Annotated in this window: 12 protein-coding genes; 5 read left to right on the top strand and 7 right to left on the bottom strand. The window is 58.2% G+C overall.

Going from position 1 to position 12,480, the window contains the following annotated elements; all coding sequences use genetic code 11:
- Window positions 1-30: 30 nt before the first annotated feature.
- Genes GQF03_RS03560 through lptF form a run of 3 tightly spaced genes read right to left on the bottom strand, consistent with a single transcriptional unit; the run spans window position 31 to window position 4,427 of the window.
- Window positions 31-2,199 carry an LPS-assembly protein LptD gene (locus GQF03_RS03560; RefSeq protein WP_161337799.1) on the bottom strand — a complete coding sequence of 723 codons (2,169 nt, stop codon included), beginning with the start codon at window positions 2,197-2,199 and terminating at the stop codon, window positions 31-33.
- 3 nt (window positions 2,200-2,202) lie between these two features.
- Window positions 2,203-3,297, bottom strand: coding sequence for an LPS export ABC transporter permease LptG (gene lptG / locus GQF03_RS03555; protein ID WP_161337798.1), 1,095 nt, complete (start codon window positions 3,295-3,297; stop codon window positions 2,203-2,205).
- On the bottom strand, window positions 3,297-4,427 hold the full coding sequence (lptF, locus tag GQF03_RS03550; protein ID WP_277346468.1) for an LPS export ABC transporter permease LptF: 1,131 nt from the start codon (window positions 4,425-4,427) through the stop codon (window positions 3,297-3,299). The genes lptG and lptF overlap by 1 nt, the downstream gene beginning before the upstream one ends.
- A 129-nt stretch (window positions 4,428-4,556) precedes the next feature.
- On the opposite strand from lptF, the gene GQF03_RS03545 reads away from it, so the two are divergent.
- Genes GQF03_RS03545 through GQF03_RS03535 form a run of 3 tightly spaced genes read left to right on the top strand, consistent with a single transcriptional unit; the run spans window position 4,557 to window position 7,144 of the window.
- Window positions 4,557-6,065 carry a leucyl aminopeptidase gene (locus tag GQF03_RS03545; protein WP_161337796.1) on the top strand — a complete coding sequence of 503 codons (1,509 nt, stop codon included), beginning with the start codon at window positions 4,557-4,559 and terminating at the stop codon, window positions 6,063-6,065.
- 6 nt (window positions 6,066-6,071) lie between these two features.
- A complete protein-coding gene (locus GQF03_RS03540) occupies window positions 6,072-6,524 on the top strand; it encodes a DNA polymerase III subunit chi (protein ID WP_161337795.1) in 453 nt (150 codons plus the stop codon).
- 11 nt (window positions 6,525-6,535) lie between these two features.
- The gene (locus tag GQF03_RS03535; RefSeq protein ID WP_161337794.1) at window positions 6,536-7,144 is read left to right on the top strand and encodes a hypothetical protein; all 609 of its coding nucleotides are present in this window, start codon (window positions 6,536-6,538) and stop codon (window positions 7,142-7,144) included.
- Between the two features lie 299 nt (window positions 7,145-7,443).
- On the opposite strand, the gene GQF03_RS03530 is transcribed toward GQF03_RS03535, so the two are convergent.
- Complete coding sequence (locus GQF03_RS03530) at window positions 7,444-7,740, bottom strand: hypothetical protein (protein WP_161337793.1); 297 nt, start codon at window positions 7,738-7,740, stop codon at window positions 7,444-7,446.
- 86 nt (window positions 7,741-7,826) lie between these two features.
- On the opposite strand from GQF03_RS03530, the gene GQF03_RS03525 reads away from it, so the two are divergent.
- Both GQF03_RS03525 and GQF03_RS03520 read left to right on the top strand, forming a co-directional pair.
- Complete coding sequence (locus tag GQF03_RS03525; protein WP_161338101.1) at window positions 7,827-8,150, top strand: DNA polymerase III subunit chi; 324 nt, start codon at window positions 7,827-7,829, stop codon at window positions 8,148-8,150.
- Between the two features lie 79 nt (window positions 8,151-8,229).
- Window positions 8,230-8,574, top strand: coding sequence for a hypothetical protein (locus tag GQF03_RS03520; RefSeq protein ID WP_161337792.1), 345 nt, complete (start codon window positions 8,230-8,232; stop codon window positions 8,572-8,574).
- 125 nt (window positions 8,575-8,699) lie between these two features.
- On the opposite strand, the gene GQF03_RS03515 is transcribed toward GQF03_RS03520, so the two are convergent.
- The 3 genes from GQF03_RS03515 to GQF03_RS03505 form a co-directional block, all read right to left on the bottom strand.
- On the bottom strand, window positions 8,700-9,512 hold the full coding sequence (locus tag GQF03_RS03515) for a hypothetical protein (protein WP_161337791.1): 813 nt from the start codon (window positions 9,510-9,512) through the stop codon (window positions 8,700-8,702).
- A gap of 212 nt (window positions 9,513-9,724) precedes the next feature.
- Entirely contained in the window at window positions 9,725-10,465 is a 741-nt protein-coding gene (locus tag GQF03_RS03510; RefSeq protein WP_161337790.1) for an OprD family porin, read from the bottom strand.
- A 112-nt stretch (window positions 10,466-10,577) separates the two neighbouring features.
- Window positions 10,578-12,467, bottom strand: coding sequence for an ABC-F family ATP-binding cassette domain-containing protein (locus GQF03_RS03505; RefSeq protein ID WP_161337789.1), 1,890 nt, complete (start codon window positions 12,465-12,467; stop codon window positions 10,578-10,580).
- Window positions 12,468-12,480: the final 13 nt, after the last annotated feature.

The following is a 12,480-nucleotide window of genomic DNA, read 5'->3' as shown; positions in this document are numbered from 1 at the left end:
AAACCGGGGGAAGAATACCCCGCCCTGATGCTAATTGAAAGGCAGCAGTCTGATTTTGACGCTGAATCGCGTTTCCGGCTCAACGTCGCGGTCGCGGGTGAAGGATTTACGGGCTTCCAGCGCGAAGCCGAAGCATTCATCCAGATATTCGACGCCGAGCCGGCCCTCGATTGAACGGCCGCCGTCGTCCAGATTGCGCCGATAGCTGCCGTAGGCGCTCCAGAATTCGGCCAGCTTGACCTTGCCCGCCACATAGATTTCCTCGCGCTTGGACTGCGTCAGGCCGTTGATGTCGTCGCGCAAATAGACATAGCCCAGATCGAACCAGTTTTCCGTGGTGCCGAGCTTCATGGTCACTTCGTTACGGGCGAGGAACAGGGCGTCATGGTCGAGGCGCACCCGGTTGATGAACTGCAGGTAGTCGGCGGGGCGGATTTCAAGCCGCGCGACATAGTCGGAGAACTGGTCCTCGAGCCCGGTCCCGGCCTGGAATCCGGTGTCCTCGCTGAAATGGTAGGTCTGGCCGAAGAGCAGCGTCGTATAGCCGCCCGAGGCTCCGTAAACCCCGACATTGATGCCATAGTTGAGGCGGCCGCCTTCCTCCACCTCGTCAAGGCCCGCATAGCGGTTGGAGCCGAACAGGTTGGTGTCGTCAAATTCGAAGCTGAGGCTGTCCTCGTTCGGCGTGTCATCATCGCCGAGGACGTCGGACCAGACCGCCTCCGCGATCGGTTCGACCACCTGGCGGATCGATCCGGACTGCCGGACGAAGGGATAGCGCCATTTCAGCGCGGCGGAGGGCACGATGCGGCCGTAGAAATTATCATGCGTGGTCGCGCTCGACGGATCGGCGGGATCGGCGAGGATGTCGCGGGCATAGTACAGGTCGCCGCGGAGGGAGCTTTCGAAGGTGATCACCTGCCCGTTCGAGGTGGTGTAGGGAATGTGATAGCCGCCCTGCAGCGACAGGCGGTTGGTGTCCTGCCCGTCGGTGCGGAAGACCGCCAGGGTGTCGGCGTCGGCGCTGAACCGTCCACCGAAGGAATTCGGCTCGCCGACATAGGAATAGTTCCACCAGGCCGGCACGATCGGCGTCTCGCCCGACACATCGGCCTCGGTCAGGCCCTGGAAGCTATAGGCGCTGAGGAGCGAGTAATTGCGGCCGCGCTGGCCCGCCAGATAGACGGTGGACGTGAGCGTGTCGGCGCTGCTGATGTCATACTTCTTCAGATAGGTATCATGGGTGGTGCGGAAGATATCGTAGCCCCAGGTCCAGGCATCATCGATATGGAACTCCCCGTCGCCGCGGATATGCCCCTGAAATTCCTTGCCGCCGGTATCGACGTTATTGCGGTCGACCTTGTCCACATAGGTGAGCGAGCCGTCAAACTGGAAGTCGCCGCTTTCCACAGCCTGGCGGTATTCCGCCGCCATCTGCACGCCCTCTTTGGTGGTGATGGTCGGCGTGATGGTCATGTCCTTGTCTTCGGAAATGACATAGTAATAGGGGATTTTCACGCCATAGCCGATGGTCGAGGAGCTGAACACCGTCGGCGCGAGAAAGCCGCTCTCGCGGTCGACCGTCGGATCGGGATGCGAGAAGTAGGGCGTATAGAGAACCGGCACGCCAAAGAATTCGAGGAAGGCGTTCTGATAAGTGATCGTCTTGTCGACCCGGTCATGGATGACCTTCTCGGCCTTGGCCTGCCAGATCGGCGCGCGCGACGGATCCTCGCGGCAGGGCTCGCAGCTTGTAAAGACCGCCTTGGTCATGACCGTGCGATCCTCGGTCTCGCGCACGGCATCATGGGCGGCGAGGCGGGAATTGTCGGTAAACAGGATCTTGAGGTCGCGGATGGCGCCGGTCTTGAGTTCGTTTTCCAGCTCCATCTGGTCGGCGAACAATACGTCGCCCGACGGTTCCAGCAACGCGATATTCCCCTCCGCCCGCACCGTATCGGCGGAAATGTCATAGATGATGCGGTCGGCCTTGAGGATGCGGTCGCCCTGCACGATCTCGACATTGCCGCTCGCCTCGACCCGCTGCTCGGCATTGTTATAGGTGACTTCGTCGGCGCTCAGCAACGCCTCCTTCGACAGGTCGAGCTCGCCCGATTTCTGCTCCGCCGCATGCCCCATGCTCGCCGAGGCGAGCAGCAGCATAACAACCCCAATTCCCGGTCCGATCAATGTCCGCATCGCCTAGCCGTCCTCCAGATGGAACATCATGGCGAGCCCGAACAGGGTAATGGCGACCGCCGGAATCCAGGCGGCGAAAATGATCGGCAAGTTGCCCGCCAGCCCGAGCGCATAGATGATATCGGTCATGAAATAGAAGACGAAGCCGGTGGCGATGCCGCCCAGAACAAGCAGGACCGTCCGGCCCTGGCGCATCGAGCGGAGCGAAAAGGTCGCGGCGACCAGCACCATCGCCAGCATCAGGATCGGCCCTGCCATCAGGCTGTACCAGTAGAGCCGGTGGCGATCGCCGGAGAAGCCGGCCTGTTCCAGCGTCGTGATGAAGCCCGGCAGGTCCCAGAAGGAGAGCGTCGCCGGGGAGGCGAAGCTTTCCTGGATCTGCAGCACCGTCAGCGTCGTCGGCAGCTCCATATTGGCGCGGCGCTCGGCCGGCCGGTTGGGGCCGGTGATGACGACGTCGTCAAGTTCCCAATAGCCCGGATGCAGCCGCGCCTGCGCCGCGTCGATGCGGCCGGTGAAGATATCGCCCCGGTCATATTGGAAGATGATGACGTCGGTCAGGTCGATGCCGCGATTGACGGCGCCGCGCGCATGAATGACGGACAGTCCGTCCTTATCCACCTGGCGGAGCCAGAGATCGTTGGTGGAGAGGGTGAGCAGGTTGGTCTGCGTCTCGAAATATTTCGCTTCCATCCGGTCGTTCTGCGCCTGCATCGCCGCGGCGATCGGATTGATCACCGTCAGCACCACCAGCCCGAAGACGAAGGCGATCAGGAGGGCGGGGGCGAGGAACTGCCAGACCGACACGCCGGTCGCGCGGATGACCGTGAGCTCGCTCGATTTCGAGAGGCGGAAGAAGGTCAGCATGCCGCCGAACAGCGCGATGAAGGGCAACAGCTTGAGCGCCAGGTTGGGGATGCGCAGGAGCACCATCTCGATCAGGATCGCGAGGGTGATATCGTCGCGGTCGCCGGCGCGGCGCAGCGCCTCGATAAAATCGGCCAGGAACACGATGGTCATCAACACGCCGAAAATCACCAGCGTATTCTTGACGAACTGTTTGCCCAGATAGGCCGAAAGCGTCCCCGGAAGCTGCATCAGGTCCCCCCTTCGCCCGCGGCGCCGGGCGCCATCCGGCTTTCAAGGAAACGGAAGCGCCCGCCCGAGGCGATATAGCCGCCCAGCGCCCCGGCCACGACGGGCAGCAGATACAGCACGGGGATCAGCAGGGCCGATTTCTCCGCCGCCTGGAACAGCGCCATGGCGGCAATCAGCGTGAGGACGCCCGCGGCGGCGGCAACGGTCATGCGTTTCGCCCGGCCGCGACGGGTGAATTCCCCGCCCATCACCCCGGCAAGGGCGATCAGCGCGAGCGCCACCGCATAGAGCGGCAGCACAAGCCGCTGGTGCAGCTCGGCCTTGAGCTTGTGCAATTCGCGCTGCGTCCGCTCGCTCTCCTCCGGATTGATCAGTTCCCACAGATAGCGGTTCTCCGGCGACAGCCAGCGGGCGCCGCTCTGTTTCTCGAACTGGCTGATGTCGAGGGTATACTGGTCGAAATAGAGCAGGCTCAGTTTCGCATCATCAAGGGAGACTTCCTGCAGGTTTCCCGCATTCATGATGAAGCGCGGCCCCTCGGCGGTTTTCACGAAGGCGCCGCGCTCCGCCATATAGGTCACCGGCTTCTCCGGCACCCGCTCGTCATGGACGAGGATGCCAAGCATCTCGCCGGTCTGGTTCTTCTCGCGGATATAGACCGTGACGCCGTCGGTGAGGGCATTGAACACGCCTTCGCGGAGGACCACGGCGGCGAGGCTGTCCTGCCAGGCGACGCGCAGTTCCGTCACCGTCCGGTTGCCATAGGGCACGAGGATGAAGCCGAGGAAATACATCACCAGCGAAATGATCAGCGCGAAATAGATCACCGGTTTCGCCAGCGCCGACTTGCTGAGCCCCGCCGCCCACATGACGATCAGCTCGCTGTCCGAATAGAGCTTGTTGAAGGCGAACAGCGTGCCGAAGAAGAGGCCGAGAAGCAGCGTATAGCGGAGGATATCGGGAAGCAGCAGGAGCGAGAGATAGAGAAAGGTCGAGACCGGCAGACCGTTAATCAGCTTTTCAACGAACTTGAGGGACTGCGATAGCCAGATCACCCCCGTCAGCGAAAAGGTTATGAAGAGCATGGGAACAGCCAATTGCTTCATAATATAACGGTTAATATTTTTCATGAGGGGAGTATAGCCATAGTTTTGCTTGTTGCCAGTCAGGAAAGGACGCGCTATGAAAAATATTAACGATAATCAGTTGATGTCCCTATGTCTCCCCGATTAAGGTTTCAAAAACAACAGGAAATTTCCATGAAGTTCGCATTTTCCGAAATCTCGCTTCCCAAACGCGGCTCGCTCGCCGTGGCCGTCTATGCCGACAAAGCCCTCTCGCCGACCGCGGCAGAGGTGGACAAGAAGACGAAGGGCGCCGTTTCCCGCGCGCTGGAGACCAGCCGCTTCAAGGGCAAGAAGGGTGACTTTCTGGAGATCATGGCGCCGGCGGGGCTGGAAGTCTCGCGCGTGCTGCTGTTCGGCCTCGGCGAGACGGAGAAGCTGACCCAGACCGATATGGAAACCCTGGGCGGGGCGCTGGTCAAGCGCCTCAACGCCTCGGGCGCCCGCAGCGTTACCGTCATCCTCGATGAGCTGAACGCCACCGCGATCAAGACGAATGAGGCCGCGGCCGCCGTCGCCGCCGGGGCGATGATGGGCTCCTACCGCTTCACCAAATACAAGACCAAGGAGGAGGAGGACAAGGCGCCGAGCCTGACCCGCATGACCGTCTCCTGCAAGGGGTCGGCGACCGCGCGCAAGGCCTTCGCCGACATGGAGGCGCTGGTCGAAGGCGTCTTCCTCACCCGCGACCTGGTGAGCGAGCCGGCCAATACCCTCTATCCGGAAAGCTTCGCCGCCCGCTGCCTGGAACTCACCGAACTCGGCGTCGAGGTCGAGGTGCTGGACGAAGCCAAGATGCAGCGGCTCGGCATGGGCGCGCTGCTGGGCGTCGGGCAGGGCTCCCGCCGCGACAGCCGCCTTGTGGTCATGCAGTGGAACGGCGCGACCGGCAAGAAGGCGGGGCGCAAGCCGCTCGCCTTCGTCGGCAAGGGCGTCTGCTTCGATACCGGCGGCATCTCGCTGAAACCCGGCCCCGGCATGGAGGAAATGAAATGGGACATGGGCGGCGCCGGCACGGTGACCGGCCTGATGAAGGCGCTGGCCGGGCGCAAGGCGAAGGTGAACGCCGTCGGCGTCATCGGCCTTGTCGAGAATATGCCCGACGGCAATGCGCAGCGGCCCGGCGATATCGTCACCGCCATGTCCGGGACGACGATCGAGATCCTGAACACCGACGCCGAAGGCCGCCTCGTCCTCGCCGATGCGCTCTGGTACACGCAGGACCGCTTCAAGCCCGAGTTCATGATCGATCTCGCGACGCTCACCGGCGCCATCATCATCACGCTCGGCCATGAAAATGCCGGGCTGTTTTCGAACAATGACGAGCTGTCGGAGCGTCTGTTCGCCGCCGGCAAGGCGGTGGGAGAGGGCGTCTGGCGCCTGCCGATGTCCGATGCCTATGCCAAGCAGATCGACAGCCCCATCGCCGATTTGCAGAATATCGGCTCGGGCGGGCGCGGCGCGGGCTCCATCGTCGCCGCCGAGTTCCTGGCGAAATTCGTGAATGACGTGCCCTGGGCGCATCTCGACATTGCCGGCATGGCCTGGTCCAAGGCCGACAAGCCGACGGTGCCGAAGGGCGGCACGGGCTATGGCGTCCGCCTGCTCGACAAGTTCGTGCGGGATTATTACGAGGGCAAGTAGCGCCCCGTGAACGAGGTCAGCTTCTACCATCTGCAATCGGAACCGCTCGCGCGGGCCTTGCCGCGCTTGCTTGAAAAGGTGACGGAGCGGGGCTTTCGCGTGTTGGTGCGGGGCCAGACGGAAGAACAGCTGGAACAGCTCGACGACGCCCTCTGGAGCTATCGCGCCGACAGCTTTCTGCCCCATGCGGTGGCGGGGGAGGGGGTCGATCCGGCGGCGCAGCCGGTCCTGCTGACGCGGGAGACGGAGGGGAACGCGAACGGCGCCGCGGTGCTGGTGCTGATCGAGCATGCCCCCGCCGCCGACCTCGCGGCGTTCGACCGCTGCCTCTATCTCTTCGACGGCGAGGACGAGGCCTCCCTCACCGCCGCGCGCACCCGCTGGCGCGAGTTGAAGGACAGCGACATCCCGGTCAGCTACTACCAGCAGACGGAGGCGGGCTGGAAGAAAATGGCGTGAGGAGAATTTAGATGTTTAAACACCTGTCAAAATGGCTGTTGATCTTTGTTGTTCTTGGCGGTCTCACGGGCTGTGCCTGCCTGATCAAGCTTTCCATTTACGGGGGGCAGGATACGATGACTGCTTCCCCATCGAGCTCGGAGGAATTCGTCGCGATGGGGGAACTTAAGGAAAATATCGAGTTGACCGGATTTCTCGGAAAGACGGAGTATTTATATTTTCCGGTTGAGCCACCACAAGTGAATCAAAATATCGAATGGGCAATCCGAGACAGCCTTAAAAATTTCGGGTATTTGGGATCGGCCGTGTCACGGTATAAACTTAGTGTTCGTGTGGAGGAGCTTGATTATACCCCGAGCCTAAATCAGCCGGAAGGCGTTGATTTATGTGTGTATTGGGGCGGACGAATTGGCCTTTCAACCGGGTATACGAAGCTTCATTATACTTTGAAGGATTCTGTAACCGGCGATATCCTTTTCGACGACACCATTAATAATCGATATTTTTTCGACAAAGATACGGCCGCCACGGTCGCAATGGGGTGGGCTGCAGTTTCATTTTCGATTAAAGAAAATATCCTGGAACTGATAGAGAATCTGAAAGTAATTGAAAATCAATAGTTTGGCTATGAAATGTGACCTGCAAGAAAATGCTATGTTCAGGACAAGATTCAAGGAGCAGGACATCCCCGTCAGCTACTATCAGCAGACGGAAGCTGGCTGGAAGAAAATGGCGTGAGGGCCTTTATGTGCGGGGCGCGCCCCGTCGCCTATTTCAAGCTTACCCCGTCCCTCGGGATTGACGGGGAGATTTAGGGAAATTCGGTCGAGGATACAGGCGAACGGTTTTGACTAGCGGTTTTCGAGCCTGCCAATAAGCACCGTGTCTGGCCGCCTATGGCCCGACCCTGGTCGCCTGATCAATCGTCCGTCGGTACCGATTGGGGCAACACGCGTGTCCCACCGGCGAGAAACTTTGCCATCAGCGTCTGCGCATCGGGCTTCTGGTAGGTCACAAACGGTTCCTTGATGTCCGGAGCATGGCACATGCCGATCGCTTTCCAATAGTCGGCGACCGTGCATTCCTGCAGCCAGCCGTCAAAGCACAAGGTCGTTCCCTGCGGGTAATATCCGCCCTGATACAGGCATGCGGCGGATGCCGGACCCGCCGCCAACCCCGAAAGCACAATTGCGACAGCCGCTACCTTTTGCATCATCCGTATCTCCCGTAAAACCAGGCACGTCCAATCCGACATTGCCCATATGCTCTTCCAATAATATTCAAACATAGGTCAACTCAGGCATTGTTGGAAGCATTTTCGCTCTGCGGCCGTCCGACAGCTTCCTGCCCCATGCGCTGGCGGGGGAGGGCGTCGATCCGGCGGCGCAGCCGGTCCTGCTGACCCGGGAGACGGAGGGGAATGCGAACGGCGCCGCGGTGCTGGTGCTGATCGAGGATGCCCCCGCCGCCGACCTCGCGGCGTTCGACCGCTGCCTCTATCTCTTCGACGGCGAGGACGAGGCCTCCCTCACCGCCGCCCGCGCGCGCTGGCGCGAGTTGAAGGACAGCGACATCCCGGTCAGCTACTACCAGCAGACGGAGGCGGGCTGGAAGAAAATGGCGTGAGGGGACGGTATTAGTTGCCCTGCTTTAGAGAAAATCTATAAGATAAATAGATAAACTATATTCAAGCAGGAGGTGCGTCTTGGACGACTTCTACGATAGTCAAAGGGCGAAAGCAGGTAAGTACGCGACATTCCTATGGCTTGGCATTGGCGTGTATCATTTTGCCACTTCCGATGTGGCATCGTTTCTAACATGGCAGGCGGCTGTTTATTTTATTGGTGGAATGTTTGCCGCCGCATTGATATTTGGCGGTGTATTTTATTTTCTTCAACGGGGAATCGCGAAAGTTCTGTCAAAAATCGTCAATAGGCCTTCACCTATTGTCGCTATAATAATTACATCAATTGGCATAATGTTAATGGCTATCGAAGCCGTAGTGATTTTTTTCGTTTCTGGCTGGGTTGTTTTCAATCTGTTGTTTTAGCGACTAAACGGTTGTTTCGAACTTATCTGCTCGCTGGGGATTGAGGGGCAGATTTAGGAATAGGGAAGGGCACACGTCCCGTCAGCTATTAGCTTTAGACGAAAACAGAGAGGAAGACAGATGGATTATGATTCCGCGTCGCTTCCATTCTCTTCTGTGTTTATTGTGATATCGATACTCTGAAAAATCGGTATTAAATTATTTTGCAATTCGTTTACAAAGATCTGACACGCAAAAAATAGACCTTCAAGTTCTTTTGGTGTTAGATCAAGCGGCGTGCCTGCATCAATTTTCTTAACTTGATCAAAAGGTTGGAGTTTGATTGTTCCACCGGCTTGAACTGGAATTGGCTCGTCAGAGTCTGACTTTATGGGAATCTTCTCGCCATCGTTGCTATCCACCCAAATCTCTATGGCACGCCACTGCATTACGAGAGCTTTGTCTTCGTTGCAATCGCGAGGACGAATGTAGCCACGTCCATGTGTTAAACTATTTCTTGCGTAGTTAATGGCCACAAAATCGACAGATTTTGGAATCTCAACATTGAACTCTTTACGAATAAGTTCAAGCTTACCCCCAATACCTTTGTTATCGAAATCTCTGAGTAACTTATTAAAGTCAATTTCGTGGCCTTTAGAACGATGAGTTCTTATTAATGTAATCAACACAGCACGAAAATAATGCTCAAATCCCTCAACTAATTCCCGTAATGCATTGCCCGTAATCCAAGTTTTAAATCCAGCCTTAAGCATGTTTAAATCTTCGTTTGAAGCATTCTCAGGAAAAATTCGGGGTTTCACAATACCCGGCAAAACAACTTGTTTTTGGTCTGGGTTTTCCGCCGCATTTATGCCAAACCCCATAAATGCGTATGCGCGCCTAATTGCAGTGGATCCAATACTGCTAATATCATTCAAGTTGATAGTAACTTTATCCATAGAGATTGTTCCTGATAACAATTAGTGTTTCAGCTAATATATATCAGGAATTGTATGATAGAATTTAATTTCCCCTAAACACGGGTACTGAGTAACTACGCCGCGCCTTGTGCCTCGAGTTCTTCTGTGAGCGCGAGCCATTTTTCTTCCGCGTCGGTGAGTTCCGCTTTCAGGCGGCCGATGGCGTCGGCCGATGATCCAGTATTGATGAGTTAGATCGTTTTATAGGAACCGGATTTGTTCGGCTTGGGTGGGGAAACCTGCCGGTATTGCTCTGCCGCAACTTTCTGCACTGCGGCATCCAGAAAACGTGCGAGGCGTGGCTCTACGTCTTCCCATGCTTCTGCGGCATTCATCTGTGCTGTAATAAACCCAAAATTATTTAGTGTGCTACGTTCCGCTGCAATGGAAATTGTGAATATGTGGGGGCGATCAAATCTTAAATCGTGAACTTTAATGTCAATAAATGCAATGCCGCTCCATCCCCGAATGATGCCATAGGGTCCTCCGACATAACCTGAAATCACAGGCTGTTCGCTTTTTGCCTCTAAAATAACTTGCTGCCACTCGTCTGCATCTCCGGACACTGGATCTTTGTAACCGCTCCTTCTAAGAACAGAAAGGGTGGAGTCGTTGAAGAAACCACCTAATCGCCTCACGTGAATCTGCATTGAAACTGAGCCTGCAACCGATGACGTGGAGGGCGGAACGACTTGAAAGGCGTTTGGATAGATCCGATTGATCTCGTTGATCAGAACAGGCCCGAAATCGCCTTCGCGTTTGGCCGCATCATGATCAATGACCGAAATTAAAATCGGCTTGTCAGGGGCTCGTTGAAAGCTGCTGTTCAGGGAAACTTCCGGACTGGTGTGAATCTCTGTGTTCGTGAGGCTGGCGCATCCGGTTACCAGAACCGCCAGAAGAAGAACGCAACAACTACGTATCGTTTGCATCAATACTCTCATTTAGTCGGCCAAAATAATCTTCCATTGTTTTATAGAAAATATATTCAAGCATCAATTGAGTTTTGGGATTACCGACGCAATCAAGCGAATTGGTGCGCCCTCACGCCGCGCCTTGCGCTTCAAGCTCCTCCGTGAGCGCGAGCCATTTTTCTTCCGCTTCGGTGAGTTCCGCCTTTAGGCGGCCGATCTGGCCGGTGAGTTTGGCCTGATAGTCCGTGCCCTTGTCGTAGGTGACGGGGTCGGCGAGTTCGGTTTCGAGCGCGGCCTGCCGGGTGGCGAGGGCCTGCATCAGCTGCTCGAGCTTTTTCACCTCCTGCCGCTTGGGACCGAGGGCGGCGCGGGCGGCGGCGCGGGCCTTGCGGGCCTCCTTGCCGGAGAGCTTCGGCGCGCCTGTCTCGGCGCCCGGTTTGCGGCCATTGCCGCCGCGCCCGGCGTCCAGAATCTCTTTCTTGTAATCCTCGATATCGCCGTCATAGGCATGCACGCCGCCATCCTTGACCAGCCAGAGCCGGTCGGCGACGAGGCTGACGAGATGCGGATCATGGCTGATCAGCAGCACCGCGCCCTCATATTCGTTAAGGCCCTGGATCAGCGCCTCCCGACTGTCGACATCGAGATGGTTGGTCGGCTCGTCAAGGATCAGCAGATGCGGCTTTTCCTCCGCGATCAGGCAGAAGTTGAGCCGCGCCTTCTCGCCGCCCGAAAGCTGCTTGACGGGTGTGTCGGTCTTCTGGCGGGTGAAGCCGAACTGGCCGAGGCGGGCGCGGACCTTGGATTCCTGCGCATTTTCCATCTTGGCGGCGAGATGCTGATAGGCGGTCTCGTTCTCGCGCATCTCGTCGAGCTGATGCTGCGCGAAGAAGCCGATTTTCAGCTTGGTCGATTTGCGCAGGCTGCCGCTTTCGGGCTGCAATCGGTTGGCCAGCAGTTTCGCGAAGGTCGACTTGCCGTTGCCGTTGGAGCCGAGCAGCGCGATCCGGTCATCCATGTCGATGCGGAGGTCGAGGCTGCGCAACACCGGCTTGCCCGGGGTATAGCCGACCGTGCAATGCTCCATCGTGATGATGGGGGAGGAGAGCGGCTCCGGCGCGTGGAAGGTGAGGCTCGCCGTATGTTCCTCGACGATGCCGACGACCGGCTTCATCTTTTCCAGCATCTTCACGCGGCTCTGGGCCTGACGGGCCTTGGATGCCTTGGCGCGGAAGCGATCGACGAAGGATTGTAAGTGCTTCCGCTGTGCTTCCTGCTTGCGGGCCATGCCGGCGAGAAGCTCCATCTGCTCGCGCCGGGTCTTCTCGAAGAAATCGTAGTTGCCGGTATATTTCACCAGTTTCATCTGGTCGAGATGGGCGATCTCCGTCACCACGTTATTCAGCAGGTCCTTGTCATGGCTGATGATGACGAGGGTGCGCTGATACCCGCGGAGGAAACTTTCCAGCCACAGCGTCGCCTCGAGATCGAGATAGTTGCTCGGCTCGTCGAGGAGCAGCAGGTCCGGCTCGGCAAAGAGGGTGCCCGCGAGCGCGACACGCGTCCGCCAGCCACCGGAGAAGGAGGAGCAGGGGCGCTGCTGCGCTTCATGGTCGAAGCCGAGGCCGGAGAGAATCTTCGCGGCCCGCGCCTCCGCCGTATGGGCGTCGATATCGGCAAGGCGGGTATGGATTTCGGCAATGCGCATGCCGTCGGTGGCGGTCTCCGCCTCCTTCAGCAGCGCCGCGCGCTCGACATCGGCGGCAAGCACCGTCTCGATCAGGCTTTCCGGCCCGCCCGGCGCCTCCTGCGGGAGGACGCCCATGCGCGCGCCATTTCGAAGCTCGATCGTGCCGCCATCCGCATGCAGCTCCCCGGTGATCAATTTCAGAAGCGTCGATTTCCCGGTGCCGTTGCGTCCGATCAGGCCAAACTTGTGCCCGACCGGAATATGCAGCGAAGCATTTTCCAGCAGCGTCCGTCCGGCGATGCGGTATGTCAGATCCTTAATTTGAAGCATGGGGCACTCTCTA

The sequence above is a fragment of the Sneathiella chungangensis genome (genome assembly GCF_009882935.1).
In the GTDB taxonomy this organism is placed as follows: Bacteria; Pseudomonadota; Alphaproteobacteria; order Sneathiellales; family Sneathiellaceae; genus Sneathiella; species Sneathiella chungangensis.
This window is presented reverse-complemented; position numbering and strand designations above follow the sequence as displayed.

Coding starts and splice junctions, on each gene's coding strand:
- GQF03_RS03560 (WP_161337799.1), bottom strand. CDS start 2,199: ATGCGGACATTGATCGGACCGGGAATTGGGGTTGTTATGCTGCTGCTC.
- lptG (WP_161337798.1), bottom strand. CDS start 3,297: ATGCAGCTTCCGGGGACGCTTTCGGCCTATCTGGGCAAACAGTTCGTC.
- lptF (WP_277346468.1), bottom strand. CDS start 4,427: ATGAAAAATATTAACCGTTATATTATGAAGCAATTGGCTGTTCCCATG.
- GQF03_RS03545 (WP_161337796.1), top strand. CDS start 4,557: ATGAAGTTCGCATTTTCCGAAATCTCGCTTCCCAAACGCGGCTCGCTC.
- GQF03_RS03535 (WP_161337794.1), top strand. CDS start 6,536: ATGTTTAAACACCTGTCAAAATGGCTGTTGATCTTTGTTGTTCTTGGC.
- GQF03_RS03530 (WP_161337793.1), bottom strand. CDS start 7,740: ATGATGCAAAAGGTAGCGGCTGTCGCAATTGTGCTTTCGGGGTTGGCG.
- GQF03_RS03515 (WP_161337791.1), bottom strand. CDS start 9,512: ATGGATAAAGTTACTATCAACTTGAATGATATTAGCAGTATTGGATCC.
- GQF03_RS03510 (WP_161337790.1), bottom strand. CDS start 10,465: ATGCAAACGATACGTAGTTGTTGCGTTCTTCTTCTGGCGGTTCTGGTA.
- GQF03_RS03505 (WP_161337789.1), bottom strand. CDS start 12,467: ATGCTTCAAATTAAGGATCTGACATACCGCATCGCCGGACGGACGCTG.